The following is a 24,600-nucleotide window of genomic DNA, read 5'->3' as shown; positions in this document are numbered from 1 at the left end:
AAAGGTTTGCGTGCGGCAATATCGAGCGGGATAGGGGTGCTCTGGGCGTTGATGGTGTGTCGCGCAGCATAAAACCGGAGCGGACTCTGCCGCTCCGGTTTAGTAACAGTGCATTGGGTTTACCGCCAACTATTCAATTGCACTGCTGCCTGTACTGCCGGTGTTAAGGCATCGACTAGCCCTTGCACCGAGCTATTCATGCCGCTGAGCAACACGTTGGGGAATAGGCCAATGGCGACGATCACAACGGCCAACGCCCCTAGTGTCATCAACTCGCGGCGCTGTAAATCGGGCAGGTCGAGATTGGCTGTATTGCGTACTTCGCCCATAAAGCCCATACGGAACAGGTTCAGCGCATAAACGGCAGCAAAGATTATTCCGATCACTGCGCCAAAGGCGAATGGCCATCCCAACAGCGGTGAGGTAAAGACACCTTGCAACATCGTAAATTCGCCGACAAATCCGCTCAGGCCGGGTAAGCCTGCCATCGCTAACAGCGTGAGGAGGGTCAAACCGGCATAAACCGGTGTCACGCGCCATAAGCCGCCTAACGAGGCAAGCTCGCGGCTATCGCGCCGCTCTTCGATCACAGCGATAATCAGCAGTAGGGCAGCCATAATGACGCCGTGTGCCACCATCTGCAGAAGAGCACCGTTGATCCCGATTGTCGTCATCGTTACGATGCCAAGCGCGATAAAGTTCATATGGCTCATCGAAGCATATGCAATCATGCGCTGCATATCATGCTGCGTGAAGGCAATCAATGCGCCGTAGATAATCCCGATCACTGCTAACACGGCAATCGCCGGCGCAGCCCACGACGCAACTTCGGGGAAGAGGGTCAAGTTAAAGCGGATGAATCCATACGCCCCAAACTTTGCCATCAACCCAGCCAAGATAATAGCGACCGGTGTTGGCGCAACACTGTAAGCATCAGGCAACCACGAGTGTAACGGCCACAGTGCTAGCTTAATCGCAAACGAGAGGAAGAATGCGCCGAACAATAATTGCGCCATCAAGGGGTCGAGGCTAAAGAGACCTGATCGCAGATCGGCAACAATCTGATTAAGCGCGAAAGTACCGGTAAAACCGGGGTTAATCGTTGCAATAGCGTTGCGATGCAAAATATGCAGTCCGATAATTGCAAAGAGCATCAACAGTGAACCACCGAACGTGTAGAGAAACAGCTTCAACGTTGCTGTGACCCGCCCATGATACCCCCACATCCCGATCAAGAAGATCATCGGAATCAGGGCTAGTTCGTAAAAGACGTAGAACAATAGCATGTCTTGGGCAAGGAATACGCCGAGAAACGCCGTTTCGGCAAACAGCAAGAGGGCCAGTAGCAGACGTAAGCTGCGCGTCTGTCGCTGCCACGTGGCTGCAATTGCAAATGGGGTGAGGAAGGCAGTCAGACCAACCAGCCATAGGTTGATCCCATCCACACCAATGAAATAGCTGGCACCAATTGCCGGTAGCCACGCTACCGTGTCAACGAATTGCAACGGCGGACCGATAACTGTGCCTGCTGCTGGGCCGTAAGGTCCTGTGTAAAAGAGACCGATTACTGTTCCGGCAACGAGTAAGGTTGCCAGCGCTATGCTCATAGCCGTCCAGCGGTAGAGCATAGGTCGCCCATTGGGCAGCACGAGGAGAATAAGGGCACCGATTGTCGGCAGCCAAAGCAACAACGAAAGGATAGGCAGGCCGAGCAGGTTCATAGCTCTATTCCTTCTTTCTTGTGATACGAAACAATAACCAGCTAACACAACATCACCCGATGTTGTGGACGAAAAGCGGACGTGGCTTCATTACCGCAATGATGACAACGTTGTCTGGAAAGACAAGCAGTGTTGCCGGTTAACCGGCTGCGATGTGGTTAGTTAGAGAGTGTGCGTGACAGGTGTCCCATAGTTTTTCACCTGTATGAACGTTTGTTACTGCAGCTACTTTCAGTTAATGTCTGTCACCGGAAGGTCGCTGTGTTGCTAGCCTTCGACTTGTGACATACCTCACATTTACTATACACATAGTTTATAGCCCGATTTCGCGTTTTTGTCAACCAGGTGTCACAAGGTTCTCTACGGGTTTTAAAGAGTTCTGAAGAGTTAAAAAGTATGTTAGTCGTTCAGAACGGTTCAGAAAATCGTGATATTTATCACAAAAATGGTGTGCTTGTAATGTTAGGAATGGGTAATCGTAGGTCGAATGGGCCGAGATGGTTTCTGACAACCGGTTACATGCGACACTACTGATGATGGGTTGCCCGCGTGAGTTATCGGGACGGTTTGTCCTTACATGATGTCGGCGAGGGTTGGTGCGTAGCGGTTGGGTAACGCTTTTTGCGTTTGGTCTATCGAGTATGTGACGATAGGCGGATTGGTTGCACGCTTTTGTACCGCTATAATACTTTCAGGATGAGGAGGTATGCTACAATGTGCAAGAGAAGGCTTATGAATACGCAAATTCGCCTCATTGATACTCATCTTCACCTTGCCTCGGTGCAGTTCGATGACGATCGCAGCGAGGTTATCACTCGCGCGTTGGATGCCGGAGTAGCCGCTCTGATCGAGATCGGCTACGATCTTGCTTCTAGCTACGCGGCGATTGCCCTTGCGAACACCCATCCGGCGATTTTTGCCGTGGTCGGTATCCAGCCTAATCATTTGCATGACCTGCCGCCGGATTGGATCGAACAGATTCGAGTGTTGGCCTCCCATCCCAAAGTGGTTGCCATCGGTGAGATCGGGCTTGATTTCTACTGGATGAAGTCGCCCCCCAGCGAGCAAGAAGCTGCTTTTCGGCAGCAGTTGGCGCTGGCCGGTGAGTTGGGATTGCCGGTTGTGATCCACTCTCGCGATGCTATGCGTGAGACAATTGCCGTGCTGCGCGATGCGGCACGGGGTCCGGGCGTGATGCACTCGTTCTCCGGTGATTGGGAGGCGGCACAGGCTTGTCTCGAACTTGGATTCTATCTGTCGTTTTCCGGCCCTCTGACCTTCCCGAAGTCGACGGCATTGCACGATGTAGCGCGGCAGGCACCGGTTGATCGACTTTTGATTGAGACCGATAGCCCTTATCTCAGTCCACATCCGCACCGCGGTCAACGTAATGAGCCGAGTCGCCTGTTCTATATCGGTCAGAAATTAGCCGAGTTGCGCCAGCAGTCGCTTGCCGAATTAGCACCACAGCTCTGGCACAATGCAATGTGTGCCTTTCCGCGGTTAGCCGCAGCATAGGAGTAGTATGACATCTCAGGTGCGTGTTTCCCCGTCGTTGAGCTTGACCGACTTCTGGTGGTTGCTGCCCGGTCTCGGCTTGGTAGTGCTCATGACCGGCGCGGTTGTGCGTAGTCTTGCCGAATCGGGCTGGGCCAACGGTCTATCGATCCTCCCGGTCGTCGCCGGCATGGCGTTTGTTGTTGGTCTGGTGTTGGCCCTGTGGCAACGCCTTTCCAACTGGGCTGCCCATGCTGTTGCATTGGTGGTGGGATGGGTGTGGATAGTGCAACAGGTGGGGCCGTTGCTCGATGAACGGCTTGTCAGTTGGCGCGACCGTGCCGTGGAGTTGACGATCCGCTTGATAAGCTGGGGACGTGTGTTGGCAAGCGGTGGGCGTGGTGAAGATATTGTGCTGTTTGTGGTGGCGCTTGCCCTGCTCTGCTGGTGGCTGATGTATCTGACAGTGTGGACAGTGGTGCGTCAGCAACGTCTATGGCTGATGATCATCGCCAACGGTGTAGTGTTTTTAGTGAACTACACCTACGTGTTGCCCAAGCCCGATCTGGAAGCAATTGTATTTATCACCGGATCTTTACTCCTGCTCGTCTATCAGCACGTGATGCAACGCCGTACCGTCTGGGAAGCGCAGCAGATCAGTTACCCAGATTTGTTGCCGTTGCAAGCGATGTGGTCGGCGACGATCGTCGGTGTGGTACTGATTGCGGGCACTGCGGTGTTGCCGGCTCAGATTCCACCTGATCAAGCGAATCAGACGTGGGAAATGATCCGAGCACCATTTCGGGCGGTGCGGGCTGCGTGGGAAGATGCGTTCAGTACGATTAATGCGCCGCCCGGCGCCGGTAGTGTTTCGTTTACAGCGCGTGTTGCGTCTCTCGGTGGCTCGCGTCTCGCCGGCTTTGATGAGGTGATGACTGTTCGTTCGACGCAGCTCGACTATTGGCGGGCAGTAGCTTTTGATCGTTACGATGGTACCGGCTGGGTAAATACCACCGGCGAACTGGCACGCGCTGCCTTACAAGTTGCTACCGCTGAGCAGGCGCGCACGCCGCTCGCTGCTGGCGAGACGATTCCACTGACCGATAGACGTCTGCGTCGTGTCATTACCCAAACGATTACGCTTGCTCAAGAACGAAATGACGATCTATTATTGGTCGGCGGTTCACCACTCCAATTTAGTGTGCCGGCCCGACTCGAACACCTGATTGTCCGTGATGAGAATGGTGGCGTTGTTCCGTTGTACGATGATCTGACCTTAGCAACGTCGACGGTACCACTTGTTGCCGGGACGACCTACACCGTGACGGCGCTGGTGTCGCTCGCCGATGTACAAAGTTTACGGACGGCCGGTACCGATTACCCGCAGTGGGTGCGCGAACGTTATTTGCAACTACCGGCTAACCTACCGGCACGGGTGCGCGCTGAAGCGGCGCGGGTGATTGCTGCTGCCAATGCCGAAAATCCCTACGATCAGGCGATTGCGATACAAGAGTATCTCCGTCGGTTGACGTATAGTGAAGATATTCCACCCCCGCCAACCAATGCCGATCTGGTGGATTGGTTTCTGTTTGAGCAGCGGTCTGGCTATTGCGATTATTTTGCTTCGGCAATGGTCGTTATGTTGCGCTCGGTTGGTGTGCCGGCGCGGTGGGTGCGCGGGTACGCAAGCGGTGAGTTTGACCCTGAGCAGGGAGTGTATGTTGTTCGCGAGAATGTGGCTCATAGTTGGCCGGAAGTCTATTTTCCCGGAATTGGCTGGGAGCGGTTTGAACCGACAGCGGCTAGTTATACCTCAGAACCGCAGCGACCGTTGCAGTCGGTATTCGGTACCGAAGCCGAAGAGGAATGGGGTGGTACGAATAGTGCTGTCCCTAATCCCGGACGGTTTGAGGATTTGGAAGACGATGGTTTAACGGCGAGTGGAGTGAGTAGTGGTGCCGCCACGACACCCGAGTCAGCTCAGCGCAGAACCGTTGCCGATGATGGTGTGCGTAACTGGCTGTTGATGATCCTGGGCACTTTGGCTTTGGTTGGTAGTCTCATGATCGGTTTTCGTTGGTGGTTGGCTCGTGAAGTCCGTGGTTTGCGACTGGCGGCAGCAGCGTACACTGAGATGAGCTGGTTGGCGTATTTCAGCGGTCTTGGTCAGCAGAGCTGGGAAACGCCGAGTGAGTATGCGCAACGCTTGGCCCGTATCTTACCAGAGCATGCATCAACAATCTACGGCATTGCCGCCGCGTATGTTACCGAGCGTTATCGCCGTGGCGCAGGATCGTACCTTCCACCGGAAACGGCGCGCCAAAGCTTACATCGTGCATTGTGGCAATATGCGCTGAGGCAAGCTTTCGTGCGGCTCTGGTCGCCGGTAGGCTCTCGATAGTGCCAGATTGGAAGTCGTACCTTTCTATCCGAATCCAGCATCCGGGGCGTCAGCGGAGGACACCCCGTTCACCTCCTACCTAGCTCTCCCTCCTGCCAACGGATATTGCCGCGCAGCAACAGGTTGGACGAGCGCAACTTATACGCTAGATCGGCGGCTATGTTGCGCATGACCAAATAGCCGATGCGTGGGTTACGGTCGCATAACGCTGCGAAATCGCGTTCACGGATCACCAACAGCACGCATGGATCAACGCACGTTACCGTTGCCGAACGAGTAGCTCCGCCGAGCAGAACCATTTCGCCAAAGCTTTGCCCGCTGTAAAGCAAATTGATCGTCGAAGGTGCAAATGTGCCGTTTGCGGTACGGGTATTGATCGCAATCCGGACACACCCTTCGTGGATAATGAACAATTCATCACCCTCATCACCTTCGTTGAACACCGTCTGCCCGGCTCCTAATCGTCGCACCTTACAGATGGTAGCGATCTGTAACAACTCCTGGTCGTTCAAGCCGTCGAATAACTCAACCCGCCGCAGGTTTTCAATAATGTTTTGCTGCATGTTCCCCCCATCTTGCTATCGTGTATCGTATTCTTGATCGATGCACAGGGGCGACACGTATGTCACCCCTGTAACTATCATCGCTCATTGTGATCGGTGTAGCAATTAGTTTAATCGTGTGAAGGGGCTTCACGTTGCCCACGTGACAACTTCGCCTGAACTAGCGGTGTCACCGGCTCGTGCATAAGCCAGTAATAGCAAATTGCTGCGATTGGGGCCGCCAACCAGTAATTAAACAGTCGAAAAATAATGGCTGCCGGTACTGCCGCCGGTCCTACTCCCATCTGGCTTAATACGGCGACCAACGCCGCTTCAACCGTCCCACCACCACCGGGGAGAACATTAAAGGTAGACGTCACCAATGCCACGCCGAAGGCGGACAAGACCACCGCAAAGGTTACATCCGTACCCAGAGCGTGTAACACAAGCAACATCGCCAAGCTATGACCACTGAGGGCGGTGAGCTGGACCAGAACCAGCAGGATCACATCACGCCGTCGGTGAATGAGTAAGGAACGAGCACGGACTAAATCTGCGACAATGCGGTCGATCCATGTGCTTTTCCAGCGTTGACCGAACAGATGAGCTACCCGATCTTGTAGGCTACTCAGCCAGCGCCGCAATGTCTCTTCACTGCGAGTAAGGATAAAGATCGCAAGGCCGATCACTGATAATCCGATCAGCCCCGCAAGATAGCTCGCCCCGGCAGCTCTGAGTCCATGCCATGCGAAGTAACCGAGGCTAAACGAGAAGATGAGCAGCATGGCAACAACATAACTCAGTGTTTCCAGTGAAGCGATCAGCGCCGATTCGCCGGCCCGAATCCCACGGCGGTTGAAGTTACTCATCAGAAAGGCATAACTACCAACGCCACCGGCAGGCACTGATTGACTGATGATAATTGCAGTGAGTGCAGTTGCCCACAGGCGTAAGAGGTTCATGCGATAACCGAGGGAATGGAGCACGATATTAAAAACTTGCGCACTGATGAGATAGCTCAAGGCAATCAGGACGAAAGCGGCGAATAGCCAACCGGGTTTGGCATCGTTCAGCAAACTGAACGCTTCGGCAATCCACGCCCGATTAGCAATAGCTAGCGCGATGACGGCTAGGCTAATGAAAACGCTCGTTATCAGTTTCCAGCGATGCACGCCCATAAACGACCTTTCATTCCATGAGGGATCAGGCGGTTGGTTAGGGTGTGAACTCGGTGCAGGTGACGATGAAATATCGTTATGCATGCTTGCCACAGGTCCTTTGCCTTATGTTACAACGATGTCCCTTACCAGACAATGGAAAAAGTACTCTCTTGGCCGGTCGGTTCTTCCCATTGGACTTCCACCCGTTCGACCTGCGCTTGGCTAGGACCGCTATAGCACCAACTAATAAGCTTTTGGACGGCCGGTCGACTTCCTTCAAAGACTGCCTCTACGCGACCATCACTCAGATTGCGTACCCAGCCTTTGACGTTTGCTTCGCGTGCCCGATCACGGGTATACGCACGAAAGCTGACACCTTGAACGCGGCCGGAGATAAAGACATGAGCACGAACGATATCCACACGCCACCTGCATGATCGGCATACAACAAAATCTCTAAAACTATATCTGAGTATAGCGCACCGATGCCTCATCTGCAACAGTTGAAAGATACAAGCTTTGTCGGAGCCGACGGAGGGGCAGATAAGTTGTGGTATGCTAGACGTTTGGCGGCACATGCCGAACCAGTGTGGAGCGGTTATGACTCACATCACATCCAACCTGCGCGTATCGATCCTCAAGATTCCGGCTGCGGTTTGGCGTATTTTGGCCCACAGTTTTATTTACGGCTTCGCCCTCAGTATTGCCGATATTTTGTTCAATTTTTACCTCGTTAGTCAAGGTTATACCATCAATGACGTGGGTTTGCTCTCGATGGTGAGCCGGGCTGCTGGTATGGTAATGGGGTTACCGATCGGTTGGCTTATCGATCGGTTCGGGCCACAACGCGCGATGATCGGTGGTGTGATAGGATATGCGCTTGGCTGGGCGGCACTCTTACAGGCGCCGGCATTGCCGTGGCTTATTGCTGCTCAATTTGTCGTTGGGGCTTGCTATCTGTTGGCTGCTACCGCAGTTACTCCGTTGCTGGCGTTGGTGACCACCGAAGAGCAGCGTCCTCTCGTCTTCGGTATGAATGCCTCGGCGACATTGATAGTCGGCTTGCTCGGCAGTGCTGTCGGTGGGGTGTTGCCGATGGGGGCAGCCTTGATGATGGCCGTTGAGCCGCGATCTACTGTGGCTTACCGGGTGGCTCTCACGACAGTGATAGGGTTGAGTATTGTGGCGTTATGGCCGGTACTGGTGCAGCTCCCGGCGGTGGCGGAGACACGTGCCACTGGTGAGGAGGAATCTGTTGGATCACACCGGCTCTCGTGGTTCATGCTGCTCTGGATGGCCTTGCCCTCGTTTCTGCTTGGTGTTGGCGGTGGCGCAATTTTGCCGTTCCAGAATCTCTTTTTTCGCGATCAGTTTGGTTTGAGCGACGCCGGAGTCGGGTTGGCTTTATCGCTGGCTTCACTTGGCGCCGGCGTTGGGGCATTGCTGGGTGCGCCGGTAGTCCGCCGTATCGGCTTGCAACGCGGCGCCGCACTGCTACGGTTAGGTGCGACACCGGCAATGTTGCTGATGTTAACGCCATGGTTGCCGCTCGCCATTATTGGGTTTTTTGCCCGTGGCTTTTTTATTGCTGCCAGTTATCCGATGAACGATGCCTTGGTGATGGGGGCTACCCCAACCGCTCAGCGTGGGCTTGCTATGAGCTTGATGAGTTTGCTCTGGGCCGGTGGTTGGGCTATTTCGGCAGTGATTTGGGGCTGGGTAACACCGATCTTTGGGTATGGGCCGCAGATTGTTGCTGCTGCTTTGGCCTATGCCCTCTCGGCGTTGGTGATTTGGAGTCTGCGTCTGCAACGATCGGCAGAGCAGACGGCTGCATAGGAGCAGGGGTATGGTCTGGGATCCTAATTGGCTCGAACGACCGATTGCGTTGATCGGGTTGAGCGGATGTGGCAAATCAACGTTGGCCCGCTTGTTGGCCCGCGCTTTGTGTTGGCCGTGGTACGATACCGATGCCGCAGTAGCCGCCTCGGCCGGTATGAGTGTTGCCGATCTGTTTCAGGTGTATGGTGAAGCCGAGTTTCGTGCTCGCGAATCGGTGGCCCTGGCCGAGGCACTGCGTGAGCCACAAGTGATCGCTACCGGTGGCGGGATTGTCTTGCAGGCTGAAAACCGTCGAATGCTGCACGATCAGGCGACCGTGATCTGGCTCGATGCGACTGATGCCACTATTCTTGCGCGCCTCGCTGCTGATGCCGAACAGCGCCCTTTGCTGCGCGGTGACGCTGCGGCTCGTCTGGCCGAATTACGTGCTCAGCGCACGCCGCTCTATGCCGAGTTGGCCGATTTAACCTTCCAGACCGATGGAGTGATGCCTATCGATCTGGTGCAGCGAATGCTAGCAGCGTTGCGCTACGGGCGCTAGCTGCTCCGGTATCCGCAATCGTGGTGTTACCCTTGCGATGGGTTGATGGCTCCGATGCTAGAGCGTGCCCCACGTGCGGGGGACGAAGATACGTTTGAAAACGGTGAGTGCGTACCGGTCGGTCATACCGGCAATGTAATCGACAACCGCTTGTTCAATCGGTTCGCCTCGCCGTTCAACGATTGCCATCAGTTCAGCCGGGATCGCTTCAGGATGGTGCATGAAATAGTCGTACAGCGTTTCGATAATGAAACGAACTTTTTCATCCTCGGTTTTGGCTTCTGGCCGGTGGTAGACCGTCTCATACAAAAAATGACGCAGTTTGTTGGTAGCAGCTAAGATGGTCGGACTCATCGATAACGTAAGGGTATCGGGAGCAGTGCCCTCGCCGGTTGCCCACCAGTTGTGGTAGATCATGTCACTAACCATGGTGGCTAGTCGTTTGCTATGGGTGTCGCCGAGGATGGCGATGCAATCGGCAGGTAAGTCTTCGGTACGCAGAATGCCGGCACGGATGGCATCGTCAATATCGTGGTTGATATAGGCGATACTATCGCAGATTTTTATAATCTGACCTTCAAGCGTGCTGGCTACCCCCCAGGCTTTGGCTGTGATGTCGCGTCGCCCCTTTGAGTGCATATAGATGCCCTCGCGCACCGCAAACGTGAGATTCAGGCCAGCTCCCCCGTTTTCAAGTACTTCCACAATGCGCAGTGATTGTTCGTTGTGGCGAAAGTGACCAGGGCAGATCCGACTCAGCGCCGTCTCACCGGCATGCCCGAAGGGAGCATGACCAATGTCGTGCCCAAGGCCGATCGCTTCGGTCAGGTCTTCATTGAGCCGCAGGGCACGCGCCACGGTGCGAGCAATTTGCGTCACTTCGAGGGTATGGGTTAAGCGAGTACGGTAGTGGTCACCGAGGGGTGCGATAAATACCTGTGTTTTGTGTTTAAGCCGCCGAAACGGTTTGGAGTGCAAAATACGGTCACGGTCACGCTGGTAAGCGGTGCGGATCGGACACGGTGGTTCCGGTTGTTCACGCACGGCAGCAGCACTTTTGGCGGCGTAGGGTGAGAGGATGCGCGCTTCGAGCGCCTCGTGCATTTCACGTATCGAGGGTTGGGACATACGTGGCTCCGTTATTTATTTGTCGTGTTCGGTGTATCGCTCGTCTCCCGCGATCGCAATTCGGTGGAAGAGATGTCACGCCGAAAGAGATGTTCGGGGATGGGAATGAAGAGCTTTTCGTAACCAATCGGGAGGTTTAGATCGGCGAGCGTGCAGAAACGCCCGTCGATTAGGCGTCCGGCGACGAAGAAGCGGCAGTGAGCAGCGGCAATAGTTGCGAAGGCGGCTTGCATAGCTTCATTACTGCCGTAGTACGTTGGTGAGATCAGCCGGAGGGCTGTGTCATACCCAAGCACGAAGGCTCGTCCGGGGTAGAGACGCGCCTTCTGGACAAACAGTGGTGCTGCGGCAAGAATGACGTAATAGCGACCGCGAAATTGGGCGACCCGCCGTTCGATGTCGGTTAGCGATAACTCACCTTTATCGGCGTTGCGAATGGTCAGCTCGAAATGGACCGGTTGACCGGTCATAACTATCACCGCCCGCTGCAACCCGATATGGCCCTCATGCAACGGATTAAAACTGCCGGGAAAGATGGCTCCCGGTGGTGGATCGTCAATGCGCAAGGTGCCATCAGGGGCAATCGTCAGTGAATCGATGCAGCCGTTGAGAATATCGGCTAATTCAGCGGCGTGGATCATTGTGTGCAGCTCCCACATACTCTTCGACGCGCAGTGAAACAACGCGCGACGCACCATCATCGCCCATACTGACCCCATAGAGCGTATCAGCTACCTCAATCGTACCACGATTGTGTGTGATCAAGATGAATTGCGTTCGATCGGTAAGCCGTTGCAGCATTGTGCGGAAGCGTCCTACATTACTTTCATCGAGTGCTGCGTCGGTCTCATCGAGAATGCAGAACGGACTCGGATTGACTTTCAAAATGGCAAACAACAGTGCTACCGCCGTCAGTGTGCGTTCGCCGCCGGAGAGCAAGGCAATGTTCTGGGGCCGTTTACCCGGTGGACGAGCGATAATCTCGACGCCTAGCGTCGTGCGTTTGCCATTGCCTTCATCGCCGGTATCATCGGCATCGATTAGTTCAAGGCGAGCGCTGCCACCACCGAACAGCTCTTGAAAAGTGGCGCTGAATTCCGCTGCTATCGCTTGAAACGTGTGCTGGAAGCGATGATTCATTGCTCCATCGAGTTCGACGATCAGTTGGTGCAACGTCGCACTGGCTGCGCGTAAGTCGTCGGCTTGAGCGGTCAGAAACGTATGGCGTTTGGCCGCTTCTTCATACTCTTCGAGGGCCAACGGATTCACAACACCAAGCCGCACAATGCGCGCACGTAGCGCTTCGATAGCCGCCGGTAGTTCGTCTGTGGGTGGTGCGGGGCTAGTAGGTGGTGGCTTTGTCAGATCAACACCATCGGCAACTGCACGCTCGAACAGGGTTTCGAGTCGGTCGGCGGCTCGTTGTGCCTCTCGCACGAAACGGCTATGATCGGCTTCGGCGGCCAGCAATTCGGCGGTAGCACGGCTCTCGGCTGCCTCTAACTCGGCTAATTCAGCTTCAGCAGTCTTCAGTTCAGTCTCTGCCGGATCGATCTGCGCCCGTAGGCTATTCAGCTCAGCCAGTACGTGTTGTTGACGGGCAAGGCCGGTAGCGTAGGTCGTTTCCCGTTGCGCACGTTCCGTCTGTAACGCCTGTAATGCCACCTCCAATTCGCGTTGCTGTTGTTCGATACCGGCTATGGTTTGCTCGTGTCGGTTTCGCAGTTCGGTCAGCATCTGTTGCCGGCTCCTGGCAGCGGTGAGCGCTGCCCGTTGGTTGGCTAACCGATCTTGGACGGTGCGGCCGGCGAGAACGTGCTGCTCGTAGCGTTCACGCACCACTGCCAGTGCAGCTTCGGCAGCAGCGTGCTCGTCACGCAACGTTGCCTGGCGTGCTTGCAATGCCGTTATCTGTTCGGTGAGTGCGTTGAGTTCGTTAAGGAGTCGTTCTTGTTGCGTGATTACCCATTGCTGCTCTTGTTCGACCTGACGGGCATGGTGCTGAGCCTGATCAAGTGCGTTGCGTGCCGTCTCGCGGCGGCGATGGGCGTCGCGTTCCGCTTGCTCGGTCTGCCGCAAACGATGAGTGACGGCTTGTAACTCGGCCTCGATCACTGCCCGTTGTTCATCGATAGCGGCTAGTTGCGCACGAGCCTCGGTGACGAGGGTTGGTAATTCACGCAGTTCACGTTCACGACGTAACACACCGCTTTCGCGAGTTGGGGCACCACCGGTGACGGCGCCGCCGCTCTGAACCTGTTCACCGGCAAGGGTGACAATCGTCCAACCCGGTGGAAGATGGCGCAATTCAGACCGTGCTGTTGCCAGATCGGCGACAACAAGCATGCGACCGAGCAATTGCTCAACGACAACGGCATAGTGGGGGTCATACTCGACAAGCTCGGCTGCAATCCCGATGACGTTGGTGGAAAAAGTCGGGCGACGCCCATCGTGCTGCGGTCGGCGCAGTGTATCAAGTGGCAGAAATGTCGCTCGTCCTGCGCCACTACGGCGGAGTTCGGCGATAGCGTCTTCGGCGTCACGCCACTGTTCGACCACAATGTGTTGCAAGCGGGCGCCGAGTGCGACTTCAATCGCCGTCTCTAGGAGAGGAGGGACGCGAATGATCTGTTGAACGAGGGTAAAACCAGTTCGTCTGTTTCGTTCTGCCCATTCGAGCGCTGCCTTAACGCCGGCGAAGGCGCCGGCGTGAGAACGGGCAAGGCGGGTAAGGGCTTCGAGACGCGCCTCACGTTCGGCCACTGTGTGGCGACAAGTCGCGCGCTGCTCATCGATAGCGGTACGGGCAGCACGGAGGCGGTCAAGTTCTTGGCGCGCAGCTTGTACCGCAGCGCTGATCTCCTGATACATCTGTTCGGCGTGTACCAATGCGGTTTGGGCGTCCGTCACTGCAATCCGAGCGGTGTCGGTGGCGCCGGTTGCCTGAGTTAATGAGGTGGCTAACCGTTCCAGTTCGGTACGTAGTCGTGCCTGTTGGGTTGATAGCTGCTCGATCTGGCTGACGACGGTTGCTTCGGCGCGGGCGGCTTGTAATGCGCGCTCTTGGGCTGCTTGCAGCTCAGCCGCCAACGCAGCCCGTGCTTGTTCGTCAACACCGCGTTCATGATCGGTACGTGCAAGCTCGTCTTGGATGGTAGCAATCTCTTGTGCGAGCTGCGTCAGCATCGCAACGACACGATCACGCTCGTGAAGTGCGGCTTGATACTGTTCGGCCAATGTCATCAGATGCCGTTCCATCTCTTCGCTACGTTGGGCCGCAGCCGCTAATCGCTCGTGCTCAATCGCCAAATCGCGTTGCAGCGTCTCAGCCTGTTGGTGCAAGACGGCAGCCTGGTGGTGCAGCGCGCTGAGTGCTTCACGCCGTTCACGGAGAGCCGCGCGTTTCGTCTGCACCGCGGCGACCGTCTCGGCGTGGATCGCACGCCGGCGGGCCACCGCGTCGTCGGCCTGTTGGGCGAGCGTTTGTGCCTGCTGCGCCAGCGCTTGCGCTTCGTGCCACTGGGCGTGATGCCAATGCGTCAACAAATGGTGTAATTCGGTCTGCCATTCGCGGTACTGACGAGCCTGACCGGCCTGCCGACGTAACGTGCGTAGACGTGGTTCGAGTTCGGCCAGCAGATCGGCGACTCGTTGCAAATTCATCTCGCTTTCACGTAAACGGCGCAGTGCTTCGGTCTTGCGCAACTCAAAGCCACCGATTTCTGCTGCATCTTCAAACAATCGGCGCCGATCGGCAGGGCGCAGGGTCAGAGCTGCATCAACTAGACCTTGATTGATAATCGTGTACGACCCACCGAGCGGTTCAACTGCCGCCAAGAGATCGCGGAGCCGAACCCGTGCCCGATTAATGAAATACTCATTTTCACCGGTGCGCGTCACCCGACGAGTAATCGTCACCTCATCAAAATCGAGCGGGAGCACCCGGTCGCTATTGTCAATCGTCAGAGCGACCTCGGCCAACCCCGCCGGAGGGCGGCGTCCGCCACCGGCAAACAACAACTCGCCGGCCTGCTTACAACGCAGTGCGCTCATACTCTGCTCACCGAGTACCCAGCGTACTGCGTCGGCCAGATTCGATTTGCCACTACCGTTCGGGCCAACGATGGCGGTAATACCCGGCTGAAACTCGAAAACGGTACGTGATGCAAAAGTCTTAAAGCCTTGAATTTCTAATCGTTTGAGGTACATTATTGTATCAGTAACGCTTCATTGACCAGCCTATAGCTGATGTGCCGACCGACAATTGTACTTCAGACCGGTAAAGCAGTAAAGTTCAGAGGCTTGATCTACCCCCTGTGAACGGCTATAATACAGCGTGCAAAGATACAATTAGGCCCTGAAAGGGAAGAACGAACCGGTCAACCCAATTTAGGATAGCGGAGAACCTTACACCGATTCCCGCATAAGGCGCATCGCCGGCAAAGACCGACGGCGCGCACTGGCGACCAATTCCATGCGAGAGCGAGTTTATCGCAGCGAAGCTGTCATTCTTCGCCGTAGTGATGTTGCCGAAGCCGATCGTCTCTTGCTCATTGCTACCCCAAAGGGTAAGCGATGGGTCATTGCCAAAGGCGCGCGTAAAACAAAAAGCCGACTGGCCGGTCACATCGAACTCTTCACGCACGTACACATGATGCTTGCCGTCGGTCGTAATCTTGATATTGTCACCCAAAGTCAGATAGTACATGCTTTTCCAACCTTACGCTCCGAACTGAACCGTCTCGGCTGTGGTTATTACGCTGCTGAATTGTACGATCGTTTCACCGTTGAAGAAGACGAAAACCCGCCACTGTTCCAGCTTCTCGTCGAGACCTTCATGTCACTCGATCGTAGCCCACAGCCCGATCTCACCCTGAGCAGCTTCGAGCTACATCTCCTCCACCTGCTTGGTTATCGCCCACAACTGCACCGTTGCGTCGTTTGTGACGATGTTTTGACACCTGATGCCGATCAGTATAGTCCGACACTGGGTGGTGTGCTCTGCCCGCGCGATCGGGCCGCCGATCCGGCTGCGTTATCGATGAGCGAAGGGGCGTTTCGTCTGCTCCGCTATCTCCAGACGCAACCGATAACCGTCAGTGAACATTTACGCATCTCGACGGAGACCCGTCGTGAAGTTACCGATTTGCTACGGGCCAGTTTGCGGCACCTGCTCGAACGTGATCTGAAATCGGCTGAGTTTCTTGATCGTCTCTTATCGTTATCGTAGAAGGCTATGTCAACAACGTTGTCTGCATCAGAGGAGGGCGGGCCATGAGTTATGTTGAAAGCCTGCTCGGGCGGGGCGAACAGATTCTGTATATTGCCCGCCAGCATATTTTTGTGTTGATTATCAATATTTTGACTGAACTGAGCCTCATTGCCGTGTTAGTTGCAGCGGGTGTTGCTTCCAATGTGGCGTTTCGCAATAATCCAACGGCAACGATCGGTGGAATCAGCATCAGTAGTCTGATCCTCCTGATCTGTATTGTGATTAGTGTGATGGTGCTGATCAGTGGATTTCTCGATTTTTTACGCTGGAATTCTGAACAAATTGTGATCACCGACCGGCGCGTGTTACAAATTCGTGGCGTGTTTAACAAACGGGTGATCGATTCATCGTTGGAAAAGATTAATGATATCGAATTGCGTCAGAGTATTCTAGGCCGAATCTTTAATTTTGGTACTATTGAGATTCTGACGGCCTCAGGGGCAGAGGGTGCAAACGTCATAGATCGGATTGAAGCACCGCTTGAGTTCAAACGTGCATTACTCGAAGCAAAGCACAACCTCGACCGCGGTTATGGCTATCTCGATACCGATGGCTACACTCCCGGTCGTCCGGTCGGCGGCGCAATCGATATTCAGCGTACCCTCGAAGAGTTAGCTCGTTTGCGTGATCGCGGTATTCTGTCCCCAGAGGAGTTTGAGGCCAAGAAGCGCGATTTATTAAGCCGAATCTAGGAGTGAAATCGTAGTGTTGTGTTGCCATTCCGCCATCACTATGGTGATGGTCGATTACAGGTTCTGTCGCTTTTTCATTGTGGTGATTCATGTATAACGACATCGAACAAGCTCGCGCAGCGATTATGCCATGGTTACGTCATACCCCACGAGTCGGCCTCATCCTTGGTTCGGGGTTAAGTGCGTTGGCCGACGAGATGGATGATCCGGTCGTCATTCCGTACCGAGATATTCCTGGCTTTCACGAGCCAAAGGTAATCGGGCATCGCGGTGAGTTAGCAGTTGGTCTGCTGGCCGGACAGCAGGTAGCAGTCATGCGTGGCCGCTTTCACTTTTACGAAGGGTACAGCATGCAAGAGATCACCTTCCCGGTGCGCGTCTTGCGAGCATTGGGGTGCGATACACTCATCGTCACCAATGCGGCAGGTGGTCTGCGTCCCGATTGGAAGGTCGGCGATATTATGCGGATCAGCGATCAAATCTTCTTACCGGGGATGGCCGGTCATCATCCGTTGCGCGGTCCAAATGATGAGCGGTTGGGACCACGCTTTCCGGCTATGGTCGGCGCATTCGAGAATAACCTCGTTCCACTTGCCCGCACTGTCGCTGCGGAGTTGGGTGTGGTGTTGCGCGAAGGTGTCTATTGTATGCTGAGCGGTCCCCATTTCGAGAGCGCTGCTGAGCTACGGATGGTGCGCATGTGGGGGGCCGATGCAGTCGGCATGTCGACAGCGCCGGAAGTGATTGTTGCGGTGCATAGTGGAATGCGCGTGCTTGGCTTCTCGCTGATTACCAACCTCGCCTTGCCTGACGGTCCACCGGCTAATCACGAAGAAGTTATTGCCGCCGGTGAGGCAGCAAAGCCTCAATTTGCTGCACTGCTGCGCGGTATCTTGGCGCGAATGTGACTATCACCTACAGACTCGTTGCCCCTTCGCTCCTTTGCGTCGTTGCGTTCGGAGAAGTGCTATGCGTGCCTTGACCCCGCTTACCGCAGTGCCTACGATCGATGAGGCAACCCGGAGGGTGTTGGCCGACTACTGGATTACTAGTGTCGAAGAGTTGGTAGCAACGGCGCGTGCGAGTAATGCCGGTCTTGGGAGCGGGCTTGCTGCGCTTGCTCAAGTGTTGGGGCGAAGTGAAAACGATGTGCGGGCAATGGTGATGGCAGTGCAGGAAGTGGCGCCTGATGCCAGCTCGTTTAGCGTTGATGTCGCGATGGAGCCGGTCGGTACCGGTGCAATCTTCACCGATTTGCCGGAGGTTGATGCAACTTCGTTTAGTCCACCGGTCGGCTTGCCTGCCGAAGTACCACCGATTGCGACTCTACCTCCGCCAATCAGTCAAGGACCACGCAATACGTGTGTCGCGTTTACGGTGGCTGCCATGGTGCAGGCACTTAGCAACGACCCCACCGACCTCTCCAAACAGTTTATTTACTGGATTAGTAAAGCGCGTGATGGTATCCCCGGTGATGTCGGTACGAACCCATTGGTTGCATTACGCGCCGTTGCCGAGTTGGGGGTTTGCCGTGAGGAGACGTGGCCCTATCGCCCCGAACCGGTAGACCACACCAACCCCGGTCACGAGCGGCCAAGTGACCGGGCGTTTCAGGAAGCTAAGCAGCGTCGGATTAGCGGGGTTGAACAATTACCTCCCCGTGATGTGAACCAGATCAAGGCCGCACTGGCCGCCGGCCGACCGGTGTTGATCGGTTTGATGATCGGTGAGCATTGGACGAGTAGTGGGCAGGTTCGTCGAATTGGGCGGGTGCGTAAGGCGTTGCCCGGTGAGCAACGGTTGGGTGGCCATGCGATGTGTGTATTGGGCTACCGTGATGATCCGACGGCTCCCGGCGGTGGCTATTTTATTGTGCGGAATTCGTGGGGGAGCGAGTGGGCGAACGAAAATCCTGATGGTCCCGGTTATTGCCATGTCCCATATCAACTCATCTATGAAGAAGGGTTGGCAGCGTTGATCGCTACTAGTGTGATCATTGAAGCAGCAACTGCGTCGACAGTGACGTTGAGTGCGTCGACTACCTCGGAATTGGCGGCGATTCTGGCCGAAGCCCAGGCGATCCGTGCCCGGCTTGAGACGTTGATCAATCGGTTGCAGGCGCTGGTAGGTGGGCAACCGCAACCGGTCATGAGAGCCGTTGAGCCGACCCCGGCGTTACCACCATCACCTGAACCGGTAACGGTTGTGGCCGGCTATAGCGGCCCATTGATCCTTATTGCCGATGAGCAAAGCAGTGATGAGTTGTATCCGAATGGGATCGATGGCCGCCGAGGCGAACCGTTGTTGCGGATCGATGCTAAAGCCGCCAGTGAATTGGCCCAACGTAGCGATGATCCGAAAGAATTGCAGACACTCCACAAGACCCGTAACGAGGCTGAAGAAAGACATTTTGGTGTGGTTGCCGATGTTGATCAAGAAGACCTCGCGCAAGCGCGGTGGGCAGTTATGGTGAACGCGGTTGACGATGCTCGGATTATTCAGGCGTTGTGGCCGCTCATCGAGCATCGTGCCTACCAGCAGGGTATTGCCCTCCCACTAGTTGACTTCCGTCCTGGTGAGACGTGTGCTGAATGGGCTAGTCGCTACGCCGATCTCAAGCAACCGTGGGAACAACGGGCACCGGTCTTAGTGTATCGTCCGGGTGAGCGAGTCAATAGCTGGCTCGCCCGCCATGGCACGATGCCCGGCCCGGTCAAGCCGAGCCAAGGCGTTCCCTTCTACATCCTGATTGCAGCGCGCCCCGGCCCGCTTACAGCGAACGATCAGGCATTTATTAGCTTCAATGTCCAATACGAACTCGATATCTTCTGGGGAGTGGGTCGTCTCTGTTTCACCGACGAACGCGGTCAACATCGCTATGCCGATTACACCACCTATGCGCAGCGCCTGATTGACTACGAACGAAGGTCGGTCAACGATGTTCGGATACGCCGCGAGATTGTATATTTTGGTACCCGTCACGATCTCGATAAATCGACCGAACGCAGTGCGCTTGAGTTAGTTAAGCCGCTGGCCGAGTGGCACGACCGTGGTCTACCACAGCGATTGGGCTACGGGAAGCGGTTGTTGTTGGCAAACGACGCAACCCGCAGTAACCTTGAGCAAGCTCTGCGTGATGAAAACCGGCCACCGGCGATCTGGTTTAGCGCGACGCATGGTCTAGGCCTGCCGGTCACCGACCGCGAATTGATCCCTTATCAAGGAGCACTGGTGACGCAAGACTGGACCGGTTTTGGGGGGATTAAGCGCGAGCATTGGTTTGCTGCCGAAGATTTGCCGAGTAACCTCTCGCTTGAAGGTATGGTTGCCTTGCTGTTTGCCTGCTATGGTGCCGGTTGCCCACAGCGAGATGAGTTTATCTTTGACCCAGAAAAAGGCCGGCCGGTCATCGCCCCGTTTACCTTCGTCGCCCAACTACCGCAGCAGCTCTTGTTGCGCGGTGCGCTTGGGGTAGTTGGTCACGTGGAACGGGCATGGACATACGGTTTCAGCATAGACGGCGCGCGTGGTCAGACCCAAGCGTTTGAAGATGTGATCGGTCGGTTGGTGGCCGGGAAGCGGCTAGGGAGCGCAACCGATCAATTCAACATTATTCAAGCGGCGCGCTCGATGACCTTAGCCGAGGAACTTGAGAATATCAAATTCGGCAAGCAACCGGAACCGCGTGAGTTGTCAACGCTGTGGATGGCTCGTAACGATGCCCGTAACTATATGTTGTTGGGTGATCCGGCTGCTCGCTTGCCCATACCGTAACTATTCTAGGACCAAGTGACGTAATGCTGTTACCGAGTCGGCCAGTGCTAATGGTGCCGCGAGATAGAGATCACGGTATGCACCGTATCCATAGGTTACCGCAATACATGGCATACGGTGCGCTCGTGCGCCGCTAATGTCGTAGATGGTATCACCAACCATGACAGCCCATCCTCGATCAATACCGAGACGCGGCAGCAGTGAGGCGATAACCATGGCTTTGTTGCCATCGCGATCGTCGGGATCAACGGCGGCAATGGCTTCGAAATAGGTGCGTAGTCCAAAGTGGGCTAAGATCCGTTCGGTTGGTGGGCGTATCTTCGAGGTGGCAACAAACAAGCGGATACCGGCTGCCCGTAGATCGTACAGCAATTCGGGAATGCCGGGAAACACGCTGTTCTCGAACATCCCGATTTCCCAGTAGCGTTGTCGATAATGGGCGACGGCTTGATCGGCCAATCTTGGGTCGCCGAGCACCTGCTCGAAGGAGGCGTGCAACGATGGCCCAATCCAACCGCGCAGTTCTTCATCACCGAGGGGCGAGTGACCGATCTGTGTCAGTGCGTAGTTGACGCTGCGACTAATGCCGACAAATGGGTCGGTCAGAGTTCCATCAAGATCAAACAGGATGGCACGAAAGCGATAATGTCGTTTCATAACCATAGTATACCGCAGGAATAATTCCCGGTATGCAGCGTAAAACGGTGATATAATAGTTGTATCCGGTGGTTAACTCAGGAGGGTGTACATACGCAAGTAGCACGTAACGATACCCTCGCACAACGGTGATTGTTGACGTTGTACGGCAACCTGGCCTTGTGTTACCAACCTCTCGCGATCGTACCGGCGTTTTTCACCCTCAAGGTGGTTTACCTCCGCTATCACGCAACGTAGAAAGGCCCATGGGCATGTTTCATTCGATGACTGATGTTCGCGATATGTTGGGGCGGCAAAATTATATCGCCTCCGATGAGATCAGCACGGCAGTCTTCCTTGCCGAACGTCTCGGTAAGCCGTTGCTGGCCGAAGGGCCGGCTGGAGTAGGCAAAACCGAACTGGCTAAGGCGTGGGCGGCAGCACTCGGTCGTGAGTTGATCCGTCTACAGTGCTACGAAGGACTTGACGAGACAAAAGCACTTTACGAGTGGGAGTACGCCAAGCAGTTGCTCTATACCCAACTCCTCCGCGATAAGTTGTCCGATCTGCTCGGTGATGCGCAGAGTCTTTGTGAAGCTGCCGACCGGTTAGCTGCACAGGAAGATGTTTTCTTCTCGGAGCGTTTTTTGCTGCCGCGTCCATTGTTGCGCGCGATTACCAGCGATAAACCGGTAGTACTCCTGATCGATGAGATCGACCGGGCTGATGCTGAATTCGAGGCCTTTTTACTCGAGGTTTTGAGTGATTTTCAGGTGTCGGTGCCTGAATTGGGAACGCTGAAGGCGAAGCATGTTCCTACCGTGATCCTTACCTCGAATAATACCCGCGAGTTGAGTGAAGCGCTGAAGCGACGCTGCCTCTACATCCATATCGATTATCCCGATTTAGAAGCCGAACTACGTGTTGTTCAGTTGAAAGTGCCCGGTTTGGCGCCAAAGTTGGCCCGTGAAGCGGTGGCTTTGGTACAACGTCTACGCACGCTCGATCTGAAGAAGCATCCGAGTGTTTCCGAGACCCTTGATTGGGCGCGGGCATTAGTCGAATTGAATGCGCGTCAGCTCGATAAGGCGACCCTCGATACGACGCTGAATGTCCTGCTTAAGTACGAGAGCGATTTGCAGCGGGCACGCCGGCTCCTACAGCAGGGTGATCGCCCGGATCGACCCGATCGTCCGGATCGACCGCGCGGCGGTTACCGGGGGAGCGATTGGACGAACAACTGACGGAGTAGATATGGATCGACGAATTACCGAGTTTATTGCCGGGTTACGCGCTGCCGGCGTGAGAATTAGTGTTGCCGAATCGGCCGATGCGTTGCGGGCAATTGAGCAGGCCGGCATCAGCGATCGGAATATCTTTCGTTTGGCGTTGCAGACGGCATTGATCAAGGAACGACAAGATCAAGCCATTTTTAACGAACTCTTTCCACTCTACTTTGGCAAAGACTCGCCGCCACCTTTGCAGCAGGCCGGTGGTGGTCAGCTCTCGCCTGAAGAGCAGCAGCAACTTATGCGTCAGTTGCAGCAGATCCTTGCCCAGTTTCCCCCCGGCCCACTGAGCCAACTTTTTCAGAGTATGGTCAGTGGTCAACCGCTCAGTAATCAGCAGATTCGGGCGATGTTGGCCAACGTCTCGCCGCCTCATCTGACCAATCCGCGCTACCGCGATTGGATGGCGCGACAGGCAATGCGTGAATTGCAGATGAATCGGCTGCAGCAGATGTTGCGCCAACTGCTCGAACAGTTGCGCGCACAAGGGATACGCGAAGAGGCACTGCGGGCGATTGAACAAGCTGCACGTGAGAATCTCGCGACGCTCGAACAGCAGATTGGTCAGCAGGTTGCCCAACAGATGCAAGAACAGGCCCAAGGGCAAGGGCCACGCCAGGGAAGGGGGCGGCCAAGTGAGCGTGAATTGCTCGATGTGCCGCTCGAACAGCTCGATGAGAGTCTGTTGCCCGAAATGCGTACCCTTGTGCGCAAACTCGCTGCGCGTCTCCGTACTCGACTGGCGTTACGTCAGCGTCGTGGAAAGACCGGTACGCTCGATGCGAAGGCTACCATCCGCACTAATCAGCGCTTCGGTGGCGTCCCGATGTTAGTACGTCATCGCAAGCGTCATCTCAAGCCGAAGCTGGTCATTCTGTGCGATCGCAGCGTGAGTACCCAGCACGTCATGTCGTGTATGCTGTTGATGATCTACGCCCTGCACGATCAGGTGAGCCGTACTCGCTCGTTTGCTTTCATCGACCGGCTGTACGACATGTCGCACTACTTTGCCGAATCACGCCCCGAACAGGCAATCACGCAAGTATTGACCGAAATTCGTCCTACCCGCAGTTATAGTACCGATCTTGGTAACGCTCTCGCCGAGTTCTGCCGCGATAAACTGCATCTGGTTGACCGGCGTACAACGGTGATCGTGCTTGGTGATGGGCGTAACAACGAGAATGATCCGAACTTGCCGGCGTTTGAGCAGATTCGACGGCGAGCACGGCGGATTGTCTGGTTCGCAACTGAAGAACGATGGAAATGGGGTGTCTACGATCCCGGCTCACTGAGCAGTGACATCTACAAATATGCACCGATGTGTGATGCAATGCATGAGGTGACGACGCTACGTCAGTTGGCAACAGCAATTGACCGACTGTTTCTGCATCCGTGAACCGGTCACGCCACTTTCGGTGCGATACGATCAGGCGGGTGGTAACATGCGAGTGGTGATCCGCGAAGTGTTGAATGTTGGCGGCTTTTTTGCCGGTGAGACGGTGACCTTGACCGCACAACCATGGCCCGATGGCGGTCCTGAGCAGACATTGACCATCGATGATGCAGCGTTACGTAACGTGACTGCACGCCATCTGTTGACACCGGGAATGATCCTCGAATTGCACTGGGCTGGTGAGCGGATCGATCAGGCAACCTTGCTTGGTGCAGCCCGGTTTACCGATTTACAGGCAGCACGACGTTTGCCTCCTATCCCGCCATTATTCTCGCCGCAAGTGCTCAGTTTTCGTTGTCCGACTTGCAAGGTGTGGGCGCTCGCAGTCGGTGATCCACCAATGTGTGCTGTATGTGGGGGAGTAGCGCCGCACGTGAGCAATTGAGGGTCAAGACTCGCGTATTGCACATCGTACTCTATCAGATTGCTCGCTGCGCTCGAAATGACAAGGGGGAGCGAACCCTGCCCGTGTCATCGTGAACGGAGTATACCACCGCCACCCTCGTTGTCCTGTCGAGCGAAGCGAGACATCTTCATTCTCAATGTCATCGCGAGTGCTGCGTGATGAATGGGTAAGATTGCTCGCTGCGCTCGAAATGACAAGGGGGAGCGAACCCTGCCCGTGTCATCGTGAACGGAGTATACCACCGCC

19 protein-coding genes are annotated in these 24,600 nt (G+C 55.4%); 11 read left to right on the top strand and 8 right to left on the bottom strand.

The window, feature by feature from the left end:
- Nucleotides 1-119: 119 nt before the first annotated feature.
- A complete protein-coding gene (locus AC01ZF_RS04680; protein WP_476575158.1) occupies nucleotides 120-1,721 on the bottom strand; it encodes a complex I subunit 4 family protein in 1,602 nt (533 codons plus the stop codon).
- A 732-nt stretch (nucleotides 1,722-2,453) separates the two neighbouring features.
- Here AC01ZF_RS04680 and AC01ZF_RS04675 point away from each other — a divergent pair.
- A complete protein-coding gene (locus AC01ZF_RS04675; RefSeq protein ID WP_424675475.1) occupies nucleotides 2,454-3,239 on the top strand; it encodes a TatD family hydrolase in 786 nt (261 codons plus the stop codon).
- A 7-nt stretch (nucleotides 3,240-3,246) separates the two neighbouring features.
- Nucleotides 3,247-5,619 carry a transglutaminase TgpA family protein gene (locus AC01ZF_RS04670; RefSeq protein WP_428113358.1) on the top strand — a complete coding sequence of 791 codons (2,373 nt, stop codon included), beginning with the start codon at nucleotides 3,247-3,249 and terminating at the stop codon, nucleotides 5,617-5,619.
- 68 nt (nucleotides 5,620-5,687) lie between these two features.
- On the opposite strand, the gene AC01ZF_RS04665 is transcribed toward AC01ZF_RS04670, so the two are convergent.
- The 3 genes from AC01ZF_RS04665 to AC01ZF_RS04655 form a co-directional block, all read right to left on the bottom strand.
- Nucleotides 5,688-6,182 (bottom strand): Crp/Fnr family transcriptional regulator, encoded by a 495-nt coding sequence (locus AC01ZF_RS04665; RefSeq protein ID WP_424675473.1) that lies wholly within the window; start codon nucleotides 6,180-6,182, stop codon nucleotides 5,688-5,690.
- A 110-nt stretch (nucleotides 6,183-6,292) separates the two neighbouring features.
- On the bottom strand, nucleotides 6,293-7,423 hold the full coding sequence (locus AC01ZF_RS04660) for a lysylphosphatidylglycerol synthase transmembrane domain-containing protein (protein WP_476575157.1): 1,131 nt from the start codon (nucleotides 7,421-7,423) through the stop codon (nucleotides 6,293-6,295).
- 41 nt (nucleotides 7,424-7,464) lie between these two features.
- Complete coding sequence (locus AC01ZF_RS04655) at nucleotides 7,465-7,743, bottom strand: acylphosphatase (RefSeq protein WP_424675471.1); 279 nt, start codon at nucleotides 7,741-7,743, stop codon at nucleotides 7,465-7,467.
- A gap of 178 nt (nucleotides 7,744-7,921) precedes the next feature.
- Here AC01ZF_RS04655 and AC01ZF_RS04650 point away from each other — a divergent pair, with 178 nt between their 5' ends.
- Nucleotides 7,922-9,160, top strand: a complete 1,239-nt coding sequence (locus AC01ZF_RS04650; RefSeq protein ID WP_428113361.1) for an MFS transporter — start codon at nucleotides 7,922-7,924, stop codon at nucleotides 9,158-9,160.
- A 10-nt stretch (nucleotides 9,161-9,170) separates the two neighbouring features.
- Nucleotides 9,171-9,704 carry a shikimate kinase gene (locus tag AC01ZF_RS04645; RefSeq protein ID WP_424675468.1) on the top strand — a complete coding sequence of 178 codons (534 nt, stop codon included), beginning with the start codon at nucleotides 9,171-9,173 and terminating at the stop codon, nucleotides 9,702-9,704.
- Nucleotides 9,705-9,761: 57 nt separating this feature from the next.
- On the opposite strand, the gene AC01ZF_RS04640 is transcribed toward AC01ZF_RS04645, so the two are convergent.
- Genes AC01ZF_RS04640 through smc form a run of 3 tightly spaced genes read right to left on the bottom strand, consistent with a single transcriptional unit; the run spans nucleotide 9,762 to nucleotide 15,041 of the window.
- A complete protein-coding gene (locus tag AC01ZF_RS04640; protein WP_424675467.1) occupies nucleotides 9,762-10,832 on the bottom strand; it encodes a deoxyguanosinetriphosphate triphosphohydrolase in 1,071 nt (356 codons plus the stop codon).
- An 11-nt stretch (nucleotides 10,833-10,843) separates the two neighbouring features.
- Nucleotides 10,844-11,473: a nucleotidyl transferase family protein gene (locus tag AC01ZF_RS04635; protein ID WP_424675466.1), complete on the bottom strand. Its 630-nt coding sequence runs from the start codon at nucleotides 11,471-11,473 to the stop codon at nucleotides 10,844-10,846.
- The gene (gene smc, locus AC01ZF_RS04630) at nucleotides 11,457-15,041 is read right to left on the bottom strand and encodes a chromosome segregation protein SMC (RefSeq protein WP_428113364.1); all 3,585 of its coding nucleotides are present in this window, start codon (nucleotides 15,039-15,041) and stop codon (nucleotides 11,457-11,459) included. Before smc ends, AC01ZF_RS04635 begins: the two co-directional genes overlap by 17 nt.
- A 265-nt stretch (nucleotides 15,042-15,306) precedes the next feature.
- On the opposite strand from smc, the gene recO reads away from it, so the two are divergent.
- The 4 genes from recO to AC01ZF_RS04610 all read left to right on the top strand — a co-directional run bounded on the left by recO (nucleotide 15,307) and on the right by AC01ZF_RS04610 (nucleotide 20,570).
- Entirely contained in the window at nucleotides 15,307-16,062 is a 756-nt protein-coding gene (gene recO, locus AC01ZF_RS04625; RefSeq protein ID WP_424675464.1) for a DNA repair protein RecO, read from the top strand.
- Between the two features lie 44 nt (nucleotides 16,063-16,106).
- Nucleotides 16,107-16,796, top strand: a complete 690-nt coding sequence (locus tag AC01ZF_RS04620) for a PH domain-containing protein (protein WP_424675463.1) — start codon at nucleotides 16,107-16,109, stop codon at nucleotides 16,794-16,796.
- A gap of 89 nt (nucleotides 16,797-16,885) precedes the next feature.
- A complete protein-coding gene (locus AC01ZF_RS04615; protein WP_424675462.1) occupies nucleotides 16,886-17,704 on the top strand; it encodes a purine-nucleoside phosphorylase in 819 nt (272 codons plus the stop codon).
- 61 nt (nucleotides 17,705-17,765) lie between these two features.
- Nucleotides 17,766-20,570, top strand: coding sequence for a C1 family peptidase (locus AC01ZF_RS04610; protein WP_476575156.1), 2,805 nt, complete (start codon nucleotides 17,766-17,768; stop codon nucleotides 20,568-20,570).
- Here AC01ZF_RS04610 and AC01ZF_RS04605 read toward each other — a convergent pair whose 3' ends face one another.
- Nucleotides 20,571-21,227 (bottom strand): HAD hydrolase-like protein, encoded by a 657-nt coding sequence (locus AC01ZF_RS04605; protein WP_476575155.1) that lies wholly within the window; start codon nucleotides 21,225-21,227, stop codon nucleotides 20,571-20,573.
- Nucleotides 21,228-21,478: 251 nt separating this feature from the next.
- Here AC01ZF_RS04605 and AC01ZF_RS04600 point away from each other — a divergent pair, with 251 nt between their 5' ends.
- The 3 genes from AC01ZF_RS04600 to AC01ZF_RS04590 are packed head-to-tail and all read left to right on the top strand — an operon-like array spanning nucleotide 21,479 to nucleotide 24,333.
- Nucleotides 21,479-22,450: an AAA family ATPase gene (locus AC01ZF_RS04600; RefSeq protein ID WP_476575154.1), complete on the top strand. Its 972-nt coding sequence runs from the start codon at nucleotides 21,479-21,481 to the stop codon at nucleotides 22,448-22,450.
- A gap of 10 nt (nucleotides 22,451-22,460) precedes the next feature.
- Nucleotides 22,461-23,891 carry a VWA domain-containing protein gene (locus AC01ZF_RS04595; protein ID WP_424675459.1) on the top strand — a complete coding sequence of 477 codons (1,431 nt, stop codon included), beginning with the start codon at nucleotides 22,461-22,463 and terminating at the stop codon, nucleotides 23,889-23,891.
- Nucleotides 23,892-23,937: 46 nt separating this feature from the next.
- The gene (locus AC01ZF_RS04590; protein ID WP_424675458.1) at nucleotides 23,938-24,333 is read left to right on the top strand and encodes a hypothetical protein; all 396 of its coding nucleotides are present in this window, start codon (nucleotides 23,938-23,940) and stop codon (nucleotides 24,331-24,333) included.
- Nucleotides 24,334-24,600: the final 267 nt, after the last annotated feature.

This window comes from Chloroflexus sp., from assembly GCF_056331925.1.
This window is presented reverse-complemented; position numbering and strand designations above follow the sequence as displayed.

Coding starts and splice junctions, on each gene's coding strand:
- AC01ZF_RS04680 (WP_476575158.1), bottom strand. CDS start 1,721: ATGAACCTGCTCGGCCTGCCTATCCTTTCGTTGTTGCTTTGGCTGCCG.
- AC01ZF_RS04675 (WP_424675475.1), top strand. CDS start 2,454: ATGAATACGCAAATTCGCCTCATTGATACTCATCTTCACCTTGCCTCG.
- AC01ZF_RS04670 (WP_428113358.1), top strand. CDS start 3,247: ATGACATCTCAGGTGCGTGTTTCCCCGTCGTTGAGCTTGACCGACTTC.
- AC01ZF_RS04665 (WP_424675473.1), bottom strand. CDS start 6,182: ATGCAGCAAAACATTATTGAAAACCTGCGGCGGGTTGAGTTATTCGAC.
- AC01ZF_RS04660 (WP_476575157.1), bottom strand. CDS start 7,423: ATGCATAACGATATTTCATCGTCACCTGCACCGAGTTCACACCCTAAC.
- AC01ZF_RS04650 (WP_428113361.1), top strand. CDS start 7,922: ATGACTCACATCACATCCAACCTGCGCGTATCGATCCTCAAGATTCCG.
- AC01ZF_RS04645 (WP_424675468.1), top strand. CDS start 9,171: ATGGTCTGGGATCCTAATTGGCTCGAACGACCGATTGCGTTGATCGGG.
- AC01ZF_RS04640 (WP_424675467.1), bottom strand. CDS start 10,832: ATGTCCCAACCCTCGATACGTGAAATGCACGAGGCGCTCGAAGCGCGC.
- AC01ZF_RS04635 (WP_424675466.1), bottom strand. CDS start 11,473: ATGATCCACGCCGCTGAATTAGCCGATATTCTCAACGGCTGCATCGAT.
- smc (WP_428113364.1), bottom strand. CDS start 15,041: ATGTACCTCAAACGATTAGAAATTCAAGGCTTTAAGACTTTTGCATCA.
- recO (WP_424675464.1), top strand. CDS start 15,307: ATGCGAGAGCGAGTTTATCGCAGCGAAGCTGTCATTCTTCGCCGTAGT.
- AC01ZF_RS04620 (WP_424675463.1), top strand. CDS start 16,107: ATGAGTTATGTTGAAAGCCTGCTCGGGCGGGGCGAACAGATTCTGTAT.
- AC01ZF_RS04615 (WP_424675462.1), top strand. CDS start 16,886: ATGTATAACGACATCGAACAAGCTCGCGCAGCGATTATGCCATGGTTA.
- AC01ZF_RS04610 (WP_476575156.1), top strand. CDS start 17,766: ATGCGTGCCTTGACCCCGCTTACCGCAGTGCCTACGATCGATGAGGCA.
- AC01ZF_RS04605 (WP_476575155.1), bottom strand. CDS start 21,227: ATGAAACGACATTATCGCTTTCGTGCCATCCTGTTTGATCTTGATGGA.
- AC01ZF_RS04600 (WP_476575154.1), top strand. CDS start 21,479: ATGTTTCATTCGATGACTGATGTTCGCGATATGTTGGGGCGGCAAAAT.
- AC01ZF_RS04595 (WP_424675459.1), top strand. CDS start 22,461: ATGGATCGACGAATTACCGAGTTTATTGCCGGGTTACGCGCTGCCGGC.
- AC01ZF_RS04590 (WP_424675458.1), top strand. CDS start 23,938: ATGCGAGTGGTGATCCGCGAAGTGTTGAATGTTGGCGGCTTTTTTGCC.